This window comes from Antarctobacter aquimaris, from assembly GCF_900184945.1.
Taxonomy (GTDB): domain Bacteria; phylum Pseudomonadota; class Alphaproteobacteria; order Rhodobacterales; family Rhodobacteraceae; genus Maliponia; species Maliponia aquimaris.
This window is the reverse complement of the sequence record NZ_FXYF01000024.1, coordinates 12,969-33,963: the sequence shown is the minus strand read 5'-3', so window position 1 is coordinate 33,963 and position 20,995 is coordinate 12,969. Positions and strand designations below refer to the sequence as shown.

Annotated in this window: 19 protein-coding genes and 1 tRNA gene; 11 read left to right on the top strand and 9 right to left on the bottom strand. The window is 67.8% G+C overall.

Annotated elements, in window-relative coordinates; translation table 11 throughout:
- Positions 1-106: 106 nt before the first annotated feature.
- The 6 genes from MAA8898_RS24190 (at position 107) to MAA8898_RS26465 (ending at position 4,472) form a co-directional block, all read left to right on the top strand.
- Positions 107-934: an ABC transporter ATP-binding protein gene (locus tag MAA8898_RS24190; protein WP_094023596.1), complete on the top strand. Its 828-nt coding sequence runs from the start codon at positions 107-109 to the stop codon at positions 932-934.
- Positions 935-938: 4 nt separating this feature from the next.
- Positions 939-1,319: a hypothetical protein gene (locus MAA8898_RS24185; protein WP_176445306.1), complete on the top strand. Its 381-nt coding sequence runs from the start codon at positions 939-941 to the stop codon at positions 1,317-1,319.
- A 2-nt stretch (positions 1,320-1,321) separates the two neighbouring features.
- The gene (locus MAA8898_RS24180) at positions 1,322-1,711 is read left to right on the top strand and encodes a hypothetical protein (RefSeq protein WP_094023594.1); all 390 of its coding nucleotides are present in this window, start codon (positions 1,322-1,324) and stop codon (positions 1,709-1,711) included.
- Between the two features lie 106 nt (positions 1,712-1,817).
- Positions 1,818-2,828, top strand: coding sequence for a branched-chain amino acid ABC transporter permease (locus MAA8898_RS24175; RefSeq protein WP_094023593.1), 1,011 nt, complete (start codon positions 1,818-1,820; stop codon positions 2,826-2,828).
- Positions 2,825-4,117 carry a branched-chain amino acid ABC transporter permease gene (locus MAA8898_RS24170; RefSeq protein WP_176445305.1) on the top strand — a complete coding sequence of 431 codons (1,293 nt, stop codon included), beginning with the start codon at positions 2,825-2,827 and terminating at the stop codon, positions 4,115-4,117. The genes MAA8898_RS24175 and MAA8898_RS24170 overlap by 4 nt, the downstream gene beginning before the upstream one ends.
- 193 nt (positions 4,118-4,310) lie before the next feature.
- Entirely contained in the window at positions 4,311-4,472 is a 162-nt protein-coding gene (locus MAA8898_RS26465; protein WP_176445304.1) for a hypothetical protein, read from the top strand.
- Positions 4,473-4,476: 4 nt separating this feature from the next.
- On the opposite strand, the gene MAA8898_RS24165 is transcribed toward MAA8898_RS26465, so the two are convergent.
- Genes MAA8898_RS24165 through MAA8898_RS24155 form a run of 3 tightly spaced genes read right to left on the bottom strand, consistent with a single transcriptional unit; the run spans position 4,477 to position 7,031 of the window.
- Positions 4,477-5,097, bottom strand: a complete 621-nt coding sequence (locus MAA8898_RS24165) for a helix-turn-helix domain-containing protein (RefSeq protein WP_094023592.1) — start codon at positions 5,095-5,097, stop codon at positions 4,477-4,479.
- A 58-nt stretch (positions 5,098-5,155) separates the two neighbouring features.
- The gene (locus MAA8898_RS24160; RefSeq protein WP_094023591.1) at positions 5,156-6,706 is read right to left on the bottom strand and encodes a methyl-accepting chemotaxis protein; all 1,551 of its coding nucleotides are present in this window, start codon (positions 6,704-6,706) and stop codon (positions 5,156-5,158) included.
- Positions 6,699-7,031, bottom strand: a complete 333-nt coding sequence (locus MAA8898_RS24155; RefSeq protein WP_094023590.1) for a hypothetical protein — start codon at positions 7,029-7,031, stop codon at positions 6,699-6,701. The genes MAA8898_RS24160 and MAA8898_RS24155 overlap by 8 nt, the downstream gene beginning before the upstream one ends.
- A gap of 128 nt (positions 7,032-7,159) precedes the next feature.
- Between MAA8898_RS24155 and MAA8898_RS24150 the strand changes: the two genes are divergently transcribed.
- The 4 genes from MAA8898_RS24150 to MAA8898_RS24135 all read left to right on the top strand — a co-directional run bounded on the left by MAA8898_RS24150 (position 7,160) and on the right by MAA8898_RS24135 (position 11,055).
- On the top strand, positions 7,160-8,680 hold the full coding sequence (locus MAA8898_RS24150; RefSeq protein ID WP_094023589.1) for a class I adenylate-forming enzyme family protein: 1,521 nt from the start codon (positions 7,160-7,162) through the stop codon (positions 8,678-8,680).
- Between the two features lie 72 nt (positions 8,681-8,752).
- Complete coding sequence (locus MAA8898_RS24145; protein ID WP_094023588.1) at positions 8,753-9,397, top strand: DsbA family oxidoreductase; 645 nt, start codon at positions 8,753-8,755, stop codon at positions 9,395-9,397.
- The gene (locus MAA8898_RS24140) at positions 9,394-9,750 is read left to right on the top strand and encodes a potassium channel family protein (protein WP_094023587.1); all 357 of its coding nucleotides are present in this window, start codon (positions 9,394-9,396) and stop codon (positions 9,748-9,750) included. Before MAA8898_RS24145 ends, MAA8898_RS24140 begins: the two co-directional genes overlap by 4 nt.
- 57 nt (positions 9,751-9,807) lie before the next feature.
- Positions 9,808-11,055, top strand: a complete 1,248-nt coding sequence (locus MAA8898_RS24135) for a multidrug effflux MFS transporter (RefSeq protein WP_094023586.1) — start codon at positions 9,808-9,810, stop codon at positions 11,053-11,055.
- A gap of 34 nt (positions 11,056-11,089) precedes the next feature.
- Here MAA8898_RS24135 and MAA8898_RS24130 read toward each other — a convergent pair whose 3' ends face one another.
- Positions 11,090-12,631, bottom strand: coding sequence for a methyl-accepting chemotaxis protein (locus tag MAA8898_RS24130; protein ID WP_141194939.1), 1,542 nt, complete (start codon positions 12,629-12,631; stop codon positions 11,090-11,092).
- Between the two features lie 364 nt (positions 12,632-12,995).
- On the opposite strand from MAA8898_RS24130, the gene MAA8898_RS24125 reads away from it, so the two are divergent.
- Positions 12,996-14,441 (top strand): peptidoglycan-binding protein, encoded by a 1,446-nt coding sequence (locus tag MAA8898_RS24125; RefSeq protein WP_094023584.1) that lies wholly within the window; start codon positions 12,996-12,998, stop codon positions 14,439-14,441.
- 397 nt (positions 14,442-14,838) lie between these two features.
- Here the strand turns inward: MAA8898_RS24125 and MAA8898_RS24120 are convergent, their stop codons facing one another.
- From MAA8898_RS24120 to MAA8898_RS24100, 5 genes are all read right to left on the bottom strand, one after another.
- Entirely contained in the window at positions 14,839-15,129 is a 291-nt protein-coding gene (locus MAA8898_RS24120) for a hypothetical protein (RefSeq protein WP_094023583.1), read from the bottom strand.
- An 11-nt stretch (positions 15,130-15,140) separates the two neighbouring features.
- Positions 15,141-18,803 carry a vitamin B12-dependent ribonucleotide reductase gene (locus MAA8898_RS24115; RefSeq protein ID WP_094023582.1) on the bottom strand — a complete coding sequence of 1,221 codons (3,663 nt, stop codon included), beginning with the start codon at positions 18,801-18,803 and terminating at the stop codon, positions 15,141-15,143.
- Between the two features lie 726 nt (positions 18,804-19,529).
- A tRNA-Pro gene (locus MAA8898_RS24110) sits at positions 19,530-19,606 on the bottom strand.
- Between the two features lie 53 nt (positions 19,607-19,659).
- Positions 19,660-20,469 (bottom strand): DUF192 domain-containing protein, encoded by an 810-nt coding sequence (locus MAA8898_RS27230; RefSeq protein ID WP_217900535.1) that lies wholly within the window; start codon positions 20,467-20,469, stop codon positions 19,660-19,662.
- A complete protein-coding gene (locus MAA8898_RS24100) occupies positions 20,445-20,963 on the bottom strand; it encodes a cold-shock protein (protein WP_094023581.1) in 519 nt (172 codons plus the stop codon). The genes MAA8898_RS27230 and MAA8898_RS24100 overlap by 25 nt, the downstream gene beginning before the upstream one ends.
- Between the last annotated feature and the right edge of the window lie 32 nt (positions 20,964-20,995).

Here is a 20,995-nt window from a genome sequence, read left to right as displayed (position 1 = left end):
CGATGGGGGGCGCTGCCCCCGCCGCGCCTGCGGCGCGTCTCCCCCGGGATATTTCCGGCCAGAAGAAACCTGGGGCGCGGCGCCCCGACGCACGGGGGGCGCGGACATGAGCGGTAATCCCTACCAGAACGACCGGGGCAACAAGGATGCCTCGATCACCAAGCGCGGCGGCGAAGGCACCGTCGACCCGACGCGCCGCTCCGGCCCGGTCAAGGACGCGCCCGGCGGGCCCTTCCTGATCGGCGACACGATGACCGGCGGCTACGGCAAGGGGCCGGACATCCTGCACGACTGCACCATCGCCGTGGACAAGGGCGAGATCGCGGTGATCGTCGGCCCGAACGGCGCCGGCAAATCGACCGCGATGAAGGCGGTCTTTGGCATGCTGGACGTGCGCTCGGGCGCGGTTCGGCTGGACGGGCGCGACATCACCGCGCTGACGCCGCAGGACCGGGTGGCGCAGGGCATGGGCTTTGTGCCGCAGACCTCGAACATCTTCACCTCGCTCACGGTCGAGGAGAACCTGGAGATGGGGGCCTTCATCCGCGAGGACGATTATTCCTCCACCATGGCGCAGGTCTACGAGCTGTTCCCGATCCTGCGCGAAAAGCGCCGCCAGCCGGCGGGCGAGCTGTCCGGCGGCCAGCGCCAGCAGGTTGCCGTGGGCCGCGCGCTGATGACAAAACCCAAGGTGCTGATGCTGGACGAACCCACGGCGGGCGTGTCGCCGATCGTCATGGACGAGCTGTTCGACCGCATCATCGAGGTGGCGCGCACCGGCATCTCGATCCTGATGGTGGAACAGAACGCGCGCCAGGCGCTGGAGATCGCCGACAAGGGCTATGTCCTGGTGCAGGGGCGCAACGCCTTTACCGGGACCGGCAAGGAACTGCTGGCCGACCCGGAAGTGCGCAAGTCCTTCCTCGGGGGCTGAGGCCATGCCGGGGGGGCAGCAGGTGGCACTGGGAGCGGCATTGGGGGCGGCAATGCTCTGCGCGCTGGCCACGGCCGCGCCGGCGACCCCTGTGGCTTACGCCTGCGACCTGATCCGCGACGCCGAGACGCTGCGCCTGACCTTCGACATCGACCCGGTCAGCTTTGCCCCTGCGGTCGATCCGAACGATCCGCCGCGCCGCCAGGTCAGCCATGTGGCGCTGGGCAACGACCGCTTCGAGGCGGAGGCGGTGCTGACCGAAGACGGGACCCGAGGGTTCTGGTCGCCGGAGCGGGACCTGATGCTGACTTTGCCGCGGACCGGGCGGGTCCGGCTCAGCGACGGCGCCGATGCCGACTGGCGCGGCGAATGCAAGGAGAGGTGACGATGCGCACGACAATCATCCTGGGAAGCCTGCTGGCGGCACATGCGGCGGGGGCGGCCGGCGTGGACGTGATCGAAGAGCAGGGCATCGCGCGCATGACCTGCACCTATACGGTCGAATGCCTCGACGAGGAAGCCTGCACCTTTGCCCAGTTCGGCCACGACATGGACCTGCCGCGCACGCTGCCGGGCGACGCGGTGCTGCAACTGGGCACCGGTCCGGCCGAGGGCCGCGCCGCCGAACACAACGGCCTGCTGGTGATCACCGCCGCCGACGGGCTGGCCAGCTACATGGTCTCCACGACACTCGACGGGCTGGCGCGACTGAGCGTGCATATCGCCGACCCGCTGACCGTGGTGACCTACCATGGCCAATGCGAGGTGACCGAGTGACAGCCGCGCTCCGCCCGCGCCGATCCCGCCGCGGCGCGCCGGGCGGACACGAAACGACAACAGCGCCCGGATCAACCGGGCGGCACTCCAACGAGGGCAACGACTGATGGATTTTCTCAACGCCATCGTGGCGCTATCCAACTTCGTGATCATCCCCGCGGTGGCCTACGGCAGCCAGCTGGCGCTGGGGGCGCTGGGGGTCACGCTGATCTACGGCATCCTGCGGTTCTCCAACTTTGCCCATGGCGACACCATGGCCTTTGGCACGATGATCGTGATCATGGTCACCTGGCTGTTCCAGTCCTGGGGCATCTCGCTGGGCCCGCTGCCGACGGCGCTGCTGGCCATTCCCTTCGGGATCGCCGGCACCGCCGCGCTGGTGCTGCTCACGGACCGCAGCGTCTACCGCTTCTACCGAAGCCAGAAGGCGAAACCGGTGGTCTTCGTGATCGTCTCCATCGGGGTCATGTTCATCTACAATGGCCTCACCCGCTTTGTCCTGGGCGCGGACGATGTCCGCTTTGACGACGGGGCGCGCTTTCTGATCAACGTGCGTGACTTCAAGGAGATGACCGGCCTCGAAGAGGGCCTGGGCATCAAGTCCACGCAGGCGCTGACCGTGGTCACGGCGATCCTGGTGGTGACGGCGCTGTTCTGGTTCCTGGGCAAGACCCGCACCGGCAAGTCGATGCGCGCCTATTCCGACAACGAGGACCTGGCGCTGCTGTCGGGGATCAACCCCGAGCGGGTGGTCATGGTGACCTGGCTGATCGTCGCCGGGCTGATCACCATCGCGGGCACGCTCTACGGCCTCGACAAGTCGTACAAGCCCTTCACCTACTTCCAGCTGCTGCTGCCGATCTTCGCCGCGGCCATCGTCGGCGGCCTGGGGTCGCCCCTGGGCGCCATCGCGGGCGGGTTCACCATCGCCTTTTCCGAGGTGGCGATCACCTACGCCTGGAAGAAGGTGCTGACCTACCTGATGCCCGACTCGCTGGCGCCTTCCGGCCTCATCCAGCTGATGGCCACGGAGTACAAGTTCGCGGTCAGCTTCATGATCCTGGTGGTGGTGCTGCTGTTCAAGCCCACCGGTCTGTTCAAGGGGAAATCGGTATGACGCATTCGATCCGGACCCTCGGGATGTTCGCCATCGTGGCGACTCTCATCATCTTCACCGGCTTTGCCCAGGGGTGGGACCTGGCGCTTGTCATCCTCAACATGGGCCTGATCAGCGCGATCATGTCGCTGGGGGTGAACCTGCAATGGGGCATCGCCGGGCTGTTCAACGTCGGCATCATGGGGTTTGTCGCGCTGGGCGGCATGGCGGTGATGCTGACCTCCGTCCCCCCGGTGACCGAGGCCTGGGCCGCGGGCGGCGCGCGCGCGCTGCTGGCGCTGGTGATCGGCGCGGCCACCATCGTCGGCGCCGTGGTGCTGTGGAAGAGCACGCGCAACCGCTGGCTGGTGCTGCTGGTGATGGTGGTCGGCATGATCGTCTACCGCATGGTGCGCGACCCGGGGGTCGACGCGATCGAGGCGGTCAACCCCGCCGGGACCGGCTACCTGGGTGGCCTGGGCCTGCCGGTCTGGATCGGCTGGATGGTCGGCGGCTTGTTGGCCGCGGGGGCGGCCTGGATCATCGGCAAGACCGCGCTGGGCCTGCGCTCGGACTACCTGGCCATCGCGACGCTGGGCATTTCCGAGATCATCATCGCCGTGATGAAGAACGAGGAATGGCTGACAAGGGGCGTCAAGAACGTCACCGGCCTGCCCCGCCCGGTGCCCGATCCCATCGTGCTGCAGAACGACCCGGCCTTTGTCGAGCGCGCCGCGAGCTTTGGGCTGGAGCCCACCGCCGCCTCGACGCTCTACATCAAGCTGAGCTACGGCGTGATGTTCGCCGTGGTGCTGGTGATCCTGCTGGTGCTGGCGCAGCTGGCGCTGAAATCGCCCTGGGGCCGGATGATGCGCGCGATCCGCGACAACGAAACCTCGGCCCGCGCCATGGGCAAGAACGTCACCTACCGCCACTTGCAGGTCTTCATCCTCGGCTCGGCGATCTGCGGCATCGCCGGCGCCATGATGACCACGCTGGACGGCCAGCTGATCCCCACCTCCTACCAACCGCTGCGCTACACCTTCCTGATCTGGGTGATGGTGATCGTCGGCGGGTCCGGCAACAACCTGGGCGCGGTGCTGGGCGGTTTCCTGATCTGGTTCCTCTGGGTGCAGGTCGAGGTGGTCGGCCCCGGCATCATGACCTGGGTCACCGGCTGGCTGCCGGCGGAGAGCTGGCTGCGCGGGCACCTGATGGACAGCGTGCAGCACATGCGCCTGCTGACCATGGGGGTGATCCTGCTGCTGGTGCTGCGCTTCTCGCCGCGCGGACTGCTGCCGGAACGCTGAGACCGGTTCCCGCCGGGGACGAGATCAAGGCCCGCGCCCGGCCGGCGCGGGCCTTTCCCGTTTCCAACCTTCGGCGCTCTGACACCTCCCTGATTTCGACAGGTCCGATACATTTTCCCGACAGAACGGGAGGCCGGTAGCGGAGCAGGAGCGTGACAGGGGTTGGCACAAGCTTTCGGCCAACTGGGATACGATGGGGACGCGCCTTGGGGCGCGCTTTCCCGCCATCGACCAGGCCCGGTTCTCGCGTCTTCCCGGGGACCGTTCGGCCTTTGCCCGCCACCTGGCCGACAGGCTGCGGCTGTCCGTTCACAAGGAGCTTGCCCGGCGGGCCGTTGACCTGGCCAGCGACTGACCGCTCAGGTCAGCGCGGTGACCCAGAGGATGGTGGCGTCTTCGGGCGACACGGACACCACGTTGTGCCCCATGGTGGCGTCGTAATAGGCGCTGTCGCCGCGCTTCATCTCGATCGGTTCGTAGAACTCGGTGTAGAGCGTGATGACGCCGGTCAGCACGTAAAGGAATTCCTCGCCGTCATGGCGGACCCAGCCGTCGAATTCGTCCATCTTGCGTGCGCGCACCCGGGCGCGGTAGGGCAGCATCTTCTTGCGGGTCAGCGCCTCGGCCAGCAGCTCGTGTTCATAAGTGGCGGTGGCATGGCTCTGTCCCTCGCCGCCGCGGGTCACGGCAAGCCGGCCGTTGACCTTTTCCTGCTGCGGCGGGGTGAACAGCTGCGGCACCGATATCTGCAGGCCCACGGCCAGTTTCTTGAGCGCGTCGTAGGTCGGCGACATCTGCCCGTTCTCGATCTTGGACAGGGTCGAGCGTGCGAGTCCCGCCTGCCGGGCCGCCTGTTCCAGCGTCCAGTTGCGCTCCTTGCGCAGCTCCCGCACCCGCTGGCCCAGGTCCAGCGGCTCGGGGTGCAGGGCATCGCCGCTTTCGCGCGCGATACGGATCAGGGATTTGGGATCTCGCGACATGGACACGTGCTATAGGGCCCGGCCATAGCCGTTGCAAGCGGGCCCGCCGGGCGCGTGATCACGATGCCGCGGCCCGGCGCCTGGGCGGCCCCGCCGCCGGATCAAAGACAAATCCGGCCATGTCGCGCGACAGTTTCTGCGACGCGCTCTCCATGCGCTGCGTGCGCGCGGCCAGGTCCTCGCCCATCTGCGCGGTGGTCTGCGTGTCGCGGTCCACGTCGCGCACCATGCCGTCCAGCTGCGTCGCCGCCGAGGACTGGGCGATGCTGCGGGTGGAGATCGCGCCGCCAAGCTCGCTGGCGCGCGAGATCAGCGCCTTGATCTCCTCCAGGTGCCGGCCCACCGCGTCGACCAGGTCCGCCCCGGTATCGACCTGGTCCGAACTGTCGCGGATCAGCTTCTTGATCCCGGCGGCCGCTTCGGAGGTGCTGTGCGCCAGCTGGCGCACCTCGGCGGCGACCACGGCGAACCCCTTGCCCGCCTCGCCGGCGCGCGCCGCCTCGACCCCGGCATTCAGCGCCAGCAGGTTGGTCTGGAACGACACGTCATCGATCAGATCGACGATCTGCGCGATCTGGCGCGAGCTGTCCTCGATCTTGCGCATGGCGGCGATGGCGCGTTCCGTCACCTGGCCGCCGCGCACCGCGCTGGACCGCGCGTCATCGGCGCTGGACGCGGCATCGCGGGCCTGTGTCGCGGTCTGTCCCAGCGCTTCGACGAGGTCGGCGGTGGTCCGCGTCATCTCGGACAGCGACTGGGCCTGCGCCTCGGTGCGGTCCGACAGCCCCCCGACGGCGCGCGAAAGCTCGGCGGATTCGGTCAGGAAGGCGCCGGTCAGGTCGCGCACGCCGCGGAACGCGGTGCGCAGGTTGTCCATGGTCAAGTTGAAATCGCGGCGCAGCACCTCGTACTGCGCCGGAAAGGGATCGTCGATCCGGCAGGTCATGTCGCGCTGCGCCAACGCACCCAGTGCCGCCCGCATGCGGGCGATCACCTCGTCGGCGCGCGCCTGCGCCGCGGCGGACTCGGCCTGCGCATCGGCCGCCATGCGCGTTTCCGTCTCCAGCCGTGCGGCCGTGCGCTCGACCTCGGTCATGACTTCGTTGCGCTGCACCATGGCGATGGCCAGCACCGCGCCCTCGATCACCACGATGGCGCCGTGGACCCCGGTGCGCAGGATGTTCACCCACAGGTCGACCGAGGGGTAGACCAGCACGGGCAACACCAGGGTCAGCGCCAGGTGGTGCAGCGCCGTGACGGCGCAGGCCCAGACCAGCACCGACACGCGGCCGATGGTCGACACGATGGCCAGCGCGGCAAAGAACATCATGTGCATGTCGATCTGGAAGGCATGACCGCCGAACACCGCCGCCAGCAGCATCGCCTGCCCCATGATCGCGGTGGCCAGGATGAAATCCGTCACCCCCGAGGTCAGCCGCCGGGCCAGCAGCGCGATGGCGCCCAGCAGCGCAGCGCCCACCGCCGCCGGCAGCACCGGCGCGCCGATGGCCAGCGCCGCGCCGGGCAGCACCGGCACCAGCAACAGCGTCACCGACAACGTCAGGGTGTCGCCGCGCAAACGGCGCAGGCGGCTGGTCAGGTCAGTCATCGGCACTCCCTCCACAGAGCGCGGCCAGTCGTCGCGCATCCGCCACGGCCCAGCTGCCGGCCCGGCGCAAGTCCGACAGCGGCAGCGGTGGCTCGAACACCGCAAAGACCGCCAGCGGGGCAACCTGCGGACCGACGATCCGGCCCCCCGCCCGTGCCACGACCCCCGCCGCCCCGCCCGCCCAGGGCGGCGCAACCACCAGCACCGGCTGGCCGGCCTGCCCGGGCACCCCGGCAAAGCTGGCAACCAGCGCCGCCGCGGGCGCAACGATCAGCGCAACCGCCAGCAGCAGGCGCGCCAGTGTGTCATGCAGGGACCGTGTCATGCCGCAGGTATCGCGCGCGGCACCTTTCCGAAGGGTTTACGTCTCCGCATCCGATCGTTGCGATTTTCACGATCTCCACCCGGTGCCCAAGACTTGCGCAGAGCGCAGGCTCGGGCTAGGCGGAGGTCATGTCCCAGGATCTCTCGCTCTTTGACGAGGGGCGCTTTGCCCCCTGCCCCGCGCCCTTCAACCTGGCCGCGCATGTGCTTGCCGCCGGCGCACAGACGCCGGACAAGATCGCGCTGTCCGTGGTCCGGCCCACCGGCGCGCAACGCTGGTCCTACGGGCGGCTGATCGCGGCGGTGCGCGGCACGGCAACGGGCCTGCTGTCCGCCGGGCTGGAGCCCGGCAACGTGCTGCTGATGCGGTTGGGGAACACTGTCGATTTTCCCATCGCCTATCTCGGCGCCATTGCCGCCGGGATCGTGCCGGTGCCGACCTCGTCGCAACTGACCGAACCGGAGGTGGCCAGGATCCTCGACCACCTGTCGCCCCGGGCGATCCTGCGGGCCGAGGGCGTGCCCTGCCCCGCGACCGACATCCCGGTCGTCGAGCGCGAAACCTACGAGTCCTGGCATGACCTGCCCCCCGCCGATTACGCGATGGGCGACCCAGACCGCCTGGCTTACATCATCTACACCTCCGGCACCTCGGGCACGCCGCGCGCCGTGGGCCACGCGCACCGGGCGATCTGGGCGCGGCAGATGATGATGGAGGGCTGGTACGGGCTGAGGTCCCAAGACCGGCTGCTGCACGCCGGCGCCTTCAACTGGACCTACACGCTGGGCACCGGGCTGATGGACCCCTGGACCATGGGCGCGACCGCCCTGATCCCCGCCGCCGGAACCGATCCGGCGCAGCTGGCCCTGCGGATGAAACGCTATGAGGCGACGATCTTTGCCGCCGCCCCCGGCGTCTTTCGCCAGGTGCTGAAGTTCCCCGTGCCGCCGATGCCGGACCTGCGCCATTGCCTCGCCGCCGGCGAGAAACTGTCCGAGGCGCTGCGCGACCGCTGGCGCGAGGCGACCGGGACCGAGATCTGCGAGGCCTACGGCATGTCGGAATGCTCGACCTTCATCTCGGCAGCACCCGGCCGCCCCGCCGCGCCGGGCACCCTGGGTCGGCCCCAGGTCGGACGGCGCATCGCGATTCTGGGCGAGGACGGCGCGCCGGTGCCGCGCGGCGCCGAAGGGGTGATCGCGGTGGACCGCGCCGACCCGGGCCTGATGCGTGGCTACATCGGCGCCCCCGAGGCGACGGCGGCGAAATTCCGTGGCGACTGGTATCTGACCGGCGACCGCGGCAGCATGGATGCGGCGGGCCACATCCGCTACCTGGGCCGCGACGATGACATGATGAACGCCGGCGGCTACCGCGTCTCGCCGCTGGAGGTCGAGGCGGCGCTGGCCCACCTGCCCGGCGTGACCGAACTGGCCGTGACTGACATCGCCATCAAGGACGACGTGCGCATCATCGCCGCCTTCTACACCTCGGCCGAACCGCTGGACGAAGAGGCGCTCAAGGCCGAGGCCGCGACCCGGCTGGCGCGTTACAAGTGCCCGCGCAGCTTTGTCCGGGTGGATGCCCTGCCGCGCAACCCCAACGGCAAGCTGTTGCGCAAGAAGCTGCAGGATCATGCCCTGGGCTGAGCGATCACACGGACCGGAACGGCCTGTTTCCCGCCGCCATTTGGTGTAGACAGGGCAAAACCGGAGGGACTCATGATCCAGCTCGACATCTTTTCCGACCCGATCTGCCCCTGGTGCTACATCGGCAAGGCCAACCTGGACCGCGCGCTCGAGGCGCATGCGGACCATCCCTTTGCGATCCGCTGGCTGCCCTTCATGCTGAACCCCGACATGCCCGCCGAGGGCATCGACCGGCGCACCTACCTGGAAACCAAGTTTGGCGGCAAGGAGGGCGCGGTGCAGGCCTACCTGCCGGTCGAACAGCACGCCGAAAAGGCCGGGCTGAAGCTGAACCTCGACCGCATCGCCCGCACCCCCAACACGGTGGACGCGCACCGGCTGATCCACTGGGCCGGGATCGAGGGGCGGCAGACCCCGGTGGTGGCGGGCCTCTTCAAGGCGTATTTCGTCGAGGGGCGCGACATTGGCAACGCCGAGGTGCTGGCCGATGTCGCCGACAGCCACGGCATGGACGCCAGCGTCGTGCTGCGCCTGCTGGCCAGCGACGAGGACCGTCGCGAGATCGTCGAGCGTGACGCGGCGGCGCGCGGCATGGGCATTTCCGCCGTGCCGACCTTCATCGTCGCGGGCAAACACGCGGTGCCCGGCGCGCAGCCGCCCGAACTGTGGTCGAAGGTGATCGAGGAACTGCGCGCGGGGGCCGATCCTGCCGCATGATCCCGCTGCGCGTGTTGACCCTGCTGCTGACCCTTCTCGGTGTCGTTGTCGCGGGCACCGTGTTCTTTCGCTACGTCGAAGGCTGGACCTGGCTCGACGCCTATTTCTTCACCGTCGTGACCCTGTCCACGGTGGGTTACGGCGAGATCGTTCCCGTGACCCCGCTGGGCAAGATCGGCACCACGGTCTTCATCTTCGCCGGTCTCGGCATCTTTGCCGTCACCATCCAGCAGTTCGGCATGTTCGCCATGCGCAAGCGCGAGGAACACACCGAATGGCTGGTGGCGCATCTGCGCCGGGAGCACGGCAAACCGCCCGCCAACGAGGATGACCCGCCGGAACGCGACGACTGACCTGTTCCCGCCCCGGGCATCGTGCTAAGGCGCCTTCGTTCCAGTGAAGTGTCCGCCATGTCCCAGCCCCCGAGCCAGACCCGGCCCATAGCCGCCCCCGCGTCGGAGGAACGTCCCGGTCGGGTAGAATTCGTCGCCCTGATGGCGGCTCTGGCGGCATCGGTCGCCTTTTCCATCGATGCGATGCTGCCTGCCCTGCCCGCCATGGCAGAGGCGTTGACGCCCGAGGCGCCCAACCGCGCGCAACTGGTGGTCACCGTCTTTGTCTTCGGACTGGGCCTGGGCACGCTGTTCACCGGCCCGCTGTCGGACAGTTTCGGGCGCAAGTCGATCGCGCTGGCCGGTGCCGTGCTCTACATTGCCGGAGCCTTGCTGGCGGTGCGGGCACACAGCCTGGAGGGATTGCTGGCGGCGCGGCTGGTGCAGGGGCTGGGTGCCGCCGGGCCCAGGGTCGTCGCCATGGCGATCATCCGTGACCGCTTTGCCGGGCGGCACATGGCGCAGATCATGTCCTTTGTCATGATGGTCTTCACACTGGTGCCCGCCTTGGCGCCGACCATCGGCGCGGGCCTTGTCGCGCTCTGGGACTGGACCGCGATCTTCTGGGCCTTTGTGCTGTTTGCGCTGGTCTCCAGCCTCTGGCTGGCGCTGCGCCTGCCCGAAACCCTGCCCGTGGCGGCGCGCCGGCCCTTCCGCCTGCGCGCGCTGCACGCCGCCATCGTCGAGATGCTGCGCCTGCCGGTGGTCCGCCTGTCGATCGCCGCGCAAAGCCTGGTCTTCGGCATGCTCTTTGCCACGATCTCCAGCATCCAGCCGATCTACGAAACCGTGCTGGGGCGGGCCGACAGCTTTCCCCTGTGGTTCGGCGCCAGCGCGATCCTGTCGGCCAGCGGCAGCGTGGTGAATGCCCTGCTGGTGGTGCGGCTGGGCATGCGGCGGCTGGTGTCCGTGATGCTGGCGGTACAGGTGGGGGTCAGCGGCGCGCTGCTCTGCCTCGACCTGGGCGGCTGGTCCGGCGTGGGGTTCTTTGCTGCCTTCTTTGCCTGGCAGGTCATGGCCTTTTTCCAGGCCGGGCTGACCATCGGCAATCTCAACGCGCTGGCGATGGAACCGGTGGGACATATCGCCGGCACCGCCGCCTCTGTCATCAGCGCGCTGTCCACCGTCGCGGCGGTTGCGCTGGCGGTCCCGGTGGGGCTGATGTTCGACGGCACGGTTCGGCCGCTGGCGCTGGGCGTCATGGTCTATGCCGCGCTCGGCCTCCTGCTGATGCGCGCCATGCCGCGCGCCGAAGCGCGGCCCTGAGCGCGCGCTGCCGCATCAGCGGCACGCGCGCGCCTCAGGCCTCGGACATGCCGCGCAGCAGGTCGTCCTCGGTAAAGGTAAAGGCCTCGATGTCGCAGGACAGTTTCTTCGAAGCGATGGTCATCTTGCGCGCACGCGCGGCCAGCCGTTCGGCGGTCTTCTGCGCCTCGTGGGCTGCGGCGTCGGCATCGCCGACCTGCGCGTGCAGGCGGTTCAGCCCCTCGGCCTGGGCGCCGTTGCCCTCGGAAATCGCATCGGTCAGGGCGCTGGCGCGCGCGATCTGGGTCTGGATCTCGGCCAGGCGCTGGCCGACGGCATCCACCAGACCCGCACCCGTCTTGACCTGGTCCGAGCTGCGCCGGATCAGCTTCTTGATCCCGGCCGCCGCCTCCGAGGTGCTTTGGGCAAGGTGCCGCACCTCGGCCGCGACTACCGCGAACCCCTTGCCCGATTGACCGGCTCGCGCCGCCTCGACCCCGGCGTTCAGCGCCAGCAGGTTGGTCTGGAACGACACGTCGTCGATCAGGTCGACGATCTGCGAAATCTCGCGTGAGCTGTCCTCGATCCCGCGCATCGCCCGGATCGCCTGCGCGGTGACCTCGCCGCCATGCTCGGCACTGCCGCGCGCCTGGCCGGCGGCCTCGGCGGCCTTGTGCGCCTGTTCGACGGTCGCGGTCAGCAGTTCGCGCAATTTCGCGGCGTCGGCGCTCATCCCCTCCAGCCGCTGCACCTGCTTGGCCGTCTTTCCGGAATGCCCGATGATCTCTTCCGCCAGGCTCTGCGCATCCCTGGTAAAGCTCTTGCCCAGGTCGTTGGCGTTGAGGAAGGCCTCGCGCAGCGTCTCGACCGTGGTGTTGAAGTCCTGCCGCATGACCTCGTAGGCGGCGGGAAAAGGCGCCGATATAGAACAGGTCATGTCGCGCCCGGCCAGCCGAGACAGCGCGACCCGCACCGCGTCGATCACCAGCCGCGTGGTCCGAATGTTGTCTTCGGCCTCGCGGCGGGCATCTTCGGCAATGCGGCGTTCCGTGTCCAGCCGTTCGGCGGTCTGCGCGACGCGGGTCTCGGCGGCGCGCCGGCGCAGGATCGCCATCACCAGCACCCCACCTTCCAGCATGACGACGACCGCATGCAGCAAGCCCCGCAGCGCGCCCGACGGCTCGGACGGCGGCCAGACAAGCCCGGGCCAGACCTGCCCGACCAGCAACAGGTGCACCAGCGTCACCCCGCAGGCCAGCAGCAGCGCCCGCACGCTCCGCAGGGTGGCGACGATCGCCAGCATCGCGAAGTAGAGGATATGCGTGTCCACCTGCCAGGGATGCCCCTGCATCTGCGCAGTGATCTGCGCGGCCTGCACGATCAGCAGCGCGGCAAGCACGTGGTTCGCCCAGGGCCCCGGCCATCGCACACAGATCAGCCCCAGCACCGCCCCCGCCAGCAACCCGGCCAGGGACAATGGCGCATACCCCCCGCTGCTGATCGCCACGACGCCGCCCAGTGGCACGAACAGAAAGCAGACCGCAGCCGCAAAGGCGCGACTGTCGAGGCGTTCAGGCAACGAAAACAGGGCTTGCATCAACGAAATCTCCGCCGTCTGTGTTGCCGCCGGACCAAGGGCAGCCATGTCCCCGGTGCCGCGGCACGATGGTGCTGTGAGAACAGCGGCGCAGCCCCGAATGCGACCGGCGCCGGACAGGGCCGGCCGCCGACCGGCGCGCGCCGGACGTTCCCGGGACAAGCCCTAAGCCCCGGGCTCTTACTTGGCGATTAACGTGCGAATTTTCATGATCCCGGCGCCGGGGCGCCCAAGGGGGCCGGGACCGGCAAAAGGGTAACATGGCGCGCGCCGCTTGTGCCGCCGTCGCGCGCGATGCTTTGACCCTCGCGCACAGGCGGATATAACCGACAGGCCAGTCAGGCCTCAGGCAGGGAGACCACAGATGACACGCGAACCGTTCCGCCGCGCTTCCCTATCCGCGCTGCTCTGCGCCACCACGCTAGCCGCGCAGGGTGCCGCCGCGGGAGAGGTGCGCACCGATCCCGGCCAGCAGTTCGACTGTGCCGCCGTGCTCACCGGGCCGATCGAAAGCGGCGACCTCGAGCGGATCCGCGTGGTGGACACCACGCGCTTTGCCGGCGGCACCCGGCCGCTCTGCCTGGACAGCCCGGGCGGCGCGCTGGACGAGGCGCTGCGCATCGCCGATTTCCTGCGCAGCCGCGGCATCCCGACGGCGGTGGATTCGGGCGCCGAATGCCGCGACGCCTGCGCGCTGGCGTTCCTCGGCGGCGAGGCCCGCAGCGGCGCGGGCAAGGTGCTGGCGCTGGACGCGACCCTGACCTTTGGCGCGACCCCCGGCCTGCCCGAGGCGTTGCGCGCCGCAACCGAACGGTTCGGCCTGCCGGGCAACCTGGCGACCCAGGTGCTGGCGCTGGAAGGTGACGAGACGGTGCGCCTCGAACGGGTGGGCCAGGCGCGGGCGCTGGGCATCGGCCTGGCCGGTTACGACGCCCCCGGCAGCTTGGGAGACGAGGTCGCCCGCCGCGCCTGCATCGGCCGGAACGCCGACCTGGACCCGGCGAATTCGCGCCCGGAACAGCCGGTCTACGACCAGCGGATCCTGCGCGAGGACGGCGCCACGGCGCACCGCAAGGCGACTTACATCGTCGAGGCGGTGGTCGACGGCTACCCGTCGTGGATGGGCTGCGAGGTAGAACTGACCGGCGGCGAAGCCCCCGGCCTGCGGGTGCGCACCAGCGCGGACTGGACCGCCGGTCCACCGCCCGACCTGCGCGAGGTGCTGATCTCGCTGCTGCCCGCCACCTGGCAGGAGGTCCCGTTCGGCGACCTGTGGCAGCTGCTGCCCGACCAGACCAGCCTGCAGGAGGCGCGCGCCCTGACCTCGTCCTCGGACGTGGCCAGTTCGATCGTCGTCGACGCCGTGGGCCCGCTGCCCGCGACCACCGAAGGCACCGAGGCGCTGCTGAAGATGAAATCGGCCGACCGGACCGAGATCCAGGCCCGGCTGTCGCTCTTGGACTTCGACACGCTGGGGGTCGACGGCATCTTTGGCCCGGCCTCGCGCAAGGCCATCGCCGACTGGCAGGAAACGCGCGGGTTCGAGCCGACCGGCTTTCTCGACGGCCCCCAGCGCGAGGCGCTGCGCCGCGAGACCGAATCGCAGTACCGCGACTGGCTCGCGGAACAGGCGCAGATCGCGGCCGACCGCGAAAGCCCGGCACCGGTGCCGCGCATCCGCTCGCCGCAGTTCGATGCCCCCCCGACGAGCCAGGCACCGCAACCGCAGTTGCAGCGCGTGCGGGTCTGCCAGCGCAACTTCCTGGGAGAGCTGGTGAACTGTCGGATCGAGATGCGCATGATGCCCTGAGACACGGTTTCGGCTGATTTCCTGCCGGAGCCAGTTTTGGGATCAATATCAGGGCATTACGGAGCCAAGCTCACGCAAGGCGTCAGATTTTCGCCACAACTGCCGGATTAAGCTATCTTTTCTGAAATTGTCGATACGTTCGAGGCCTGAATCCCCGCGTTCGCCATGCGGCTTGGTGACAGGACAGGAAAAAGGGCGTTCCCGGGGGAGGAACGCCCTCAGTTTTGCCGACAAGGCTCATCTGTTTCACCGCTCGTGTTTTTCTGCCTGCGTCCTTGTCTGCATCAAGGGCCAGCGCACCGGCCCCGGAACGGATGGTGGGACGGGACTCCCTGGCCACCCTAACCACGCGGGACCATGGCAACCGGCCCCGCATCACCCCCCCAAGGGTGTCTCGCTATGCGCTCCGCCGTGCCCCGAAAGGCAGGGCTCCGACGGTGCGGTAGTAGGCAATGCCCGTCATCATGTCGAAACGGGTCACCTCCAGATCAAAGCCACTGCCGTCATGGGCGACGGCGCGCGGCAGGCTTTCGCTGCGCATCGCCGTGCCGATGAAGCGGCGCGGCATGGCAAAGGAGCCTGTCCCCTCGCCCGCCAGCCCCTCGCCCGTCACGCTGACCGTGAGGGTCATGGGATCGCTCACATGGCCATCCCATTCGAGCACGCAGTCGAGGCGGAAAGTGTCCATCGCCATGGTCCTCAGCTGCAGCCGCTCGTGCCGCCGCAGGTGTTGCACTTCATGCAGGTGCCGTTGCGCACCAGCGTGTAGTTGCCGCACTCGCCGCAGGCCTCGCCCTCGTAGCCCTGCATCCGGGCCCGGCTGACCGCCGCCGTGACGGCAATGGTCGAGGTCGCCGAGACACTGGCCCGGGGACCGGCTGCCGTGGCGGGCACCAGCGTGCGCAGCACCTGCTCGGCGTCGGTGCCGGCCTCCAGCGCCACGGCCGCCTGGCCGCCCTGCAACACGATCAGTTCCTGCGGCAACCGCTTGCGCAGGTAGCCGGTCGAGCTGATCTGCTTGAGCACTTCGAGAGACCGCGAGGCCGCGCTTTCGCTCAACTCCTTGACGTTCGACACGCCCTCTTCCTCGCCGCGGCCGATGTCGTCGAAGGTGGCGCCTTCGGGTTTGACATGGGCCAGGTCGGTGCGGTCCAGGTAGGACACGGCCAGTTCGCGGAAGATGTAATCGAGGATCGAGGTCGCGTTCTTGATCGAGTCGTTGCCCTGCACCATCCCCGCCGGTTCGAACTTGGTAAAGGTGAAGGCGTCGACGAACTCCTCCAGCGGCACCCCGTACTGAAGACCCACGGAGACCGCGATGGCAAAGTTGTTCATCATCGCGCGGAAGCCGGCGCCTTCCTTGTGCATGTCGATGAAGATCTCGCCCAGCGTGCCGTCCTGGTATTCGCCGGTGCGCAGGTAGACCTTGTGCCCGCCGACGATCGCCTTCTGGGTGTAACCCTTGCGGCGCTCCGGCATCTTGGTCCGGTGCGACTTCATCACTTCCTTGATGACGATCTTCTCGACGATCTTCTCGGCCAGCACCTGCGCCCTTTCGTGCGGCGTGCCGGTCTCCAGGACCTCGGCGGCCTCGTCGTCGTCCTCGACCAGCGAGGCGGCGAGCGGCTGCGACAGCTTGGAGCCATCACGGTAGAGCGCGTTGGCCTTCACCCCCAGCGACCAGGACAATTCGTAGGCCTTCTGGCAGTCCTCGATGGTGGCGGTGTTCGACATGTTGATCGTCTTCGAGATCGCGCCCGAGATGAACGACTGCGCCGCGGCCATCATGTAGATGTGGCTGTCGACCGACAGGAAGCGCTTGCCCTTCTTGCCGCAAGGGTTGGCGCAGTCGAACACGGTCAGGTGCTCGTCCTTGAGGAAGGGCGCGCCTTCCAGCGTCATCGTCCCGCAGACGTGGTCGTTGGCCGCCTCGATGTCCTTCTTGCTGAAGCCGAGGTGGCGCAGCATGTCGAAGGACGGGTCGTTCAGCTTGTCTGTCGGGATGCCCAGCACGTCGCGGCAGAAGGCCTCGCCCAGGGTCCACTGGTTGAAGACAAAGCGGATATCGAAGGCCGAGGCCAGCGCGGCCTCGATCTTTTCGATCTGCGCCGGGCCAAAGCCGTGGCCGATCAGCGCGGTGTGGTTGATGCCCGGCGCGTTGCCCAGCGTCTGGTGGCCCACCGCGTAGGAGATGATCTCCTCGATCTGGCTGGAGGAATAGCCGAGGTTCTCCAGCGCCGCAGGAACCGAGCGGTTGATGATCTTGAAGTAACCGCCGCCGGCGAGCTTCTTGAACTTCACCAGGGCAAAGTCCGGCTCGATCCCGGTGGTGTCGCAGTCCATGACCAGGCCGATGGTGCCTGTCGGCGCGATCACCGAAACCTGCGCGTTGCGGTAGCCATGCTTTTCGCCCAGCCGCAGCGCCTCGTCCCAGGCCGAGACCGCCAGTTGCACCAGGGTTTCGTCCGGGCAGTTGACGTGGTCCAGCGCGACCGGCTTAACCGCCAGTTGCTCGTAGCCTTCGGTCGCGCCCAGGGCGGCGTTGCGGTGGTTGCGGATGACACGCAACATGTGTTCGCGGTTGCGGGCAAAGCCGTCGAAGGCGCCCAGTTCGCCCGCCATCTCGGCCGAGGTGGCATAGGCGGTGCCGGTCATGATCGCGGTCAGCGCGCCGCACAGCGCCCGGCCCTCGTCCGAGTCGTAGCCAAAGCCCATGTTCATCAGCAGCCCGCCGATGTTGGCATAGCCCAGGCCCAGCGTGCGGAAGTCATAGGACAACTGCGCGATTTCCTTGGACGGGAACTGCGCCATGGTCACCGAGATTTCCAGCGTCAGGGTCCACAGCCGCGTGGCGTGCATGTAGCCTTCGGCGTCGAACTTGCCGTCATGCAGGAAGGTCAGCAGGTTCATCGAGGCCAGGTTGCAGGCCGTGTCGTCGAGGAACATGTACTCCGAGCAGGGGTTCGAACCGCGGATCGCGCCGTCTTCGGGGCAGGTGTGCCAGGCGTTGACGGTGTCGTGGAACTGGATGCCCGGGTCGGCGCAGGCCCAGGCCGCGTGGCCCACCTGCTCCCACAGGTCACGCGCCTTGATGGTGCGGGCGACCTTGCCGTCGGTGCGGCGGATCAGTTCCCAGTCTCCATCCTCGCGCACTGCCTTCAGGAAGGCATCGGTGACGCGGATGGAGTTGTTGGAATTCTGCCCCGAGACCGAGGCATAGGCTTCGGAGTCCCAGTCCGTGTCGTAGGTCGGGAACTCGATCGAGGCATAGCCCTGGCGTGCGTAGTCGAGCACGCGCTTGATATAGGTCTCGGGGATCATGGCGCCCTTGGCGGCACGGATGGCCGCCTTCAGGGTCTCGTTCTTGTTGGGCTCATACGCGTCTTCCTCTGCCCCGTCCCAGGCCCGAATGGCCGCGAAGATCCCGTTCAACATTTTTTCGTGCATCTTCGAGCCGGCGACGATGGACGCCACCTTCTGCTCTTCGCGCACTTTCCAGTTGATGAAGGCTTCGATGTCGGGGTGATCGGCGTCGCAAATCACCATCTTCGCTGCTCGACGGGTCGTACCGCCGGACTTGATCGCGCCGGCTGCCCGGTCGCCGATCTTGAGAAACCCCATCAGGCCGGAGGACTTGCCTCCGCCTGACAGAGCCTCGCCCTCGGCACGCAGGGAGGAGAAGTTCGTGCCGGTGCCAGAACCATACTTGAAGAGCCGCGCCTCGCGGACCCACAGGTCCATGATGCCACCTTCGTTCACCAGGTCATCGGAAACCGACTGGATGAAGCAGGCGTGCGGCTGCGGATGCTCGTAGGCCGACTTCGACTTGACCAGTTTGCCGGTTTTGTAATCGACGTAGAAATGGCCCTGGCTCGGGCCGTCGATGCCGTAGGCCCAATGCAGGCCGGTGTTGAACCACTGCGGGCTGTTCGGCGCGGCCATCTGCGTGGCCAGCATGAAGCGCATCTCGTCGAAATAGGTGCGGGCGTCTTCCTCGGTCGAGAAATAGCCACCCTTCCAGCCCCAGTAGGTCCAGGCGCCGGCCAGCCGGTCGAACACCTGGCGCGCGCTGATCTCGCCGGTGCGCTCGGTGTCCTTGCCGGCAGGAACCGACCGCCACAGGAATTCCGGAACACCCTCTTCGGGGACGCGCTTCAGCTCGACCGGAACGCCGGCCTTGCGGAAGTATTTCTGCGCGATCACGTCGCTTGCCACCTGGCTCCAGCCTGCCGGCACCTCGAGCTTGTCGAGGCAAAACACGGCCTTGCCGTCCGGATTGCGGATTTCTGACTTGGTGGTGACGAAGGCGATCTCCGCGTATGCGTCCTGCCCCGATTTGGTGAACCGTCTTTCGATTTTCATCCCTGCCCCGTAGTGCTGTCCCGTGTATGTCGTGCCAGTCGGGGTCGGAAAGGGACAGCCAGGCAGGTCCCGCGGTTGCCGCGCGGGCCGAGGGACAAGCCCTCGTGTCGTTGTCTGCTTTGCTTGTCTGTCTCTTGCCAGCCCCCACAACATCTAGTGGGTGTCCCGACCGGCCTGCACAAGATGGCTTTTGCGACGCAGAGTCGTCAACGGCTTTTTTCACGTTATCTACATATATTTGGTGTTGACCCGAGGGCGAACCACTAGGGGCGGTAGGGGTTCACCGATTCAGGGCTGTTGCGTTAAGAATTTCTGCAATGCGGCAAGTCTTGGAAATGCAAAGGCTCCGGGCAGTTTATCCACAAAACCTTGAGAGCCGCATCAGGTCCGGGCGTCCGGACGGTTAATTTTCGTTAAGCATCCGGGTGATCGCGGGTGTTGCGCGTGGAACACGTGCAACACCGATGACCGGTCCCGATTCCCTGAAGCGCGGGACAAGGTCCCCCACCTCCTCCCCCGCACCTGTTCAGGCGTTTCGGGGCACGTTGCACGTCCTGACAGCGGCGGATGGACTGTGGCATTGGCCTGGGCGCTCGGAACTGCCCGAACGGCGGGCTGTCGCGGTGCATGTCGCTCGCGACGCCGATGCACCGACTCAACAGCACGACGGCACGCGCAGGCATGGGGCCGCGCGGCGGCAAGGGTCACGTCGCAAAGGAGGAAAAATGGTCGGGGCGGCGAGATTCGAACTCACGACCTTCTGTACCCAAAACAGACGCGCTACCAGGCTGCGCCACGCCCCGACACCGAAGCGGTCTAGCCGCCCCGGTTCGACTTGAAAAGACCCAATCGCAGGTCAGCAGCGCCAGGCCGCGCGCCGCACCGCCGGGTGACGCAGTTCAGCCCCCTCGGTGATGCCCATCATCCGGGCCAGCCCGCCGTTGATCTCCAGCACGAACTGCACGTCGTCCCCGCCGGGAATCGATGTCAGGTCACCCGGGATGGCGCTGTCATGCACCTTGACCACGACGCCACGGCTGTCGGCAAAGATCATGTCCAGCGGAATCAGCGTGTTCTTCATCCAGAAGGCCACCGCTTGCGGCGCCGGGTAGACGAACAGCATGCCCTTGCTGGCGGGCATCGACTCGACGTTCATCAACCCCTGCGAGCGTTCGGCCGCGGTGCGGGCCACGTCGACGGTAAAGCGCGCCTTGCCGAAATCGCCCCGGATATAGACCGTGTCGGCGCGGCAGGCGCCGATGGCATTGTCCGGGTCGGACGCCGCCACCGTATCGGGCTCCACTTCGCTTAGCGGCTCGTCACCGATCGGCAGGATCGGATCGATCGGCGGGGGTTCGTCCACCGGTTCGGCGGTCACCACGGGGTCCGGGTCTTCGCCCGCGTCCGGCGTTGCGGCAGGGTCCGCCGCGTCGGCCGAAACCGGCGCATCGCCGGACGGAACACCATCTTCGGGGGCCACTTCGGCCGGGACCGGGACCACCGGCTTTGGCGGCGAGGTCGCGGCGACCGGCTCTTCCCTGGTCGCGACCGCGGCCACCGGGGGCGTTTCCTGCGCGCCGGCCTCGGCGGGACCGTCTTCCTGTGCAAATCCAGGCCACGCGATCAGCGCGGCAACAATGCTTAACGCGACAAGGCGCTTTCCCATGCGTTCACTTCCATCGCCATGCGTCCGCGCTTGCCATCGACCACGCGGATTGCAAGGGCCTCGCCCGGCTGCAAATCCGCGAGGCCCGAGCGGCGCAGGACCTCGATATGAATGAACACATCTTCGGGCTTTCCGAACACATTTGCAAACCCGAAACCCTTGGCCTTGTCGAACCATTTCACCCGGGCCGGTTCCAGCACGGCCTGCGCCAGCACCTCGGGGTCGATATGCTCGAAATCCGCCAGCGGCGCGCTGTCGGGAACCTCGGGCGGTTCGACCTTCAGCACCTGGGTCGCCTGCACGCCGCGATCGGTGCGCTGCACCTCGATCTCGATCCGGGCGCCATCGGCGACCGAACTCTGTCCGAAGTTGCGCAGGACGTTCGCGTGCAGCAGGATGTCAGGCCCGCCCTCGTCCGACACCACAAACCCGAATCCCTTGGACGGATCGAACCATTTCACGCGTCCGGAGACCGTCTGCTTCTCCTTGTCCATCTGACCCAATATCATCGTTTCGCACCCAACTC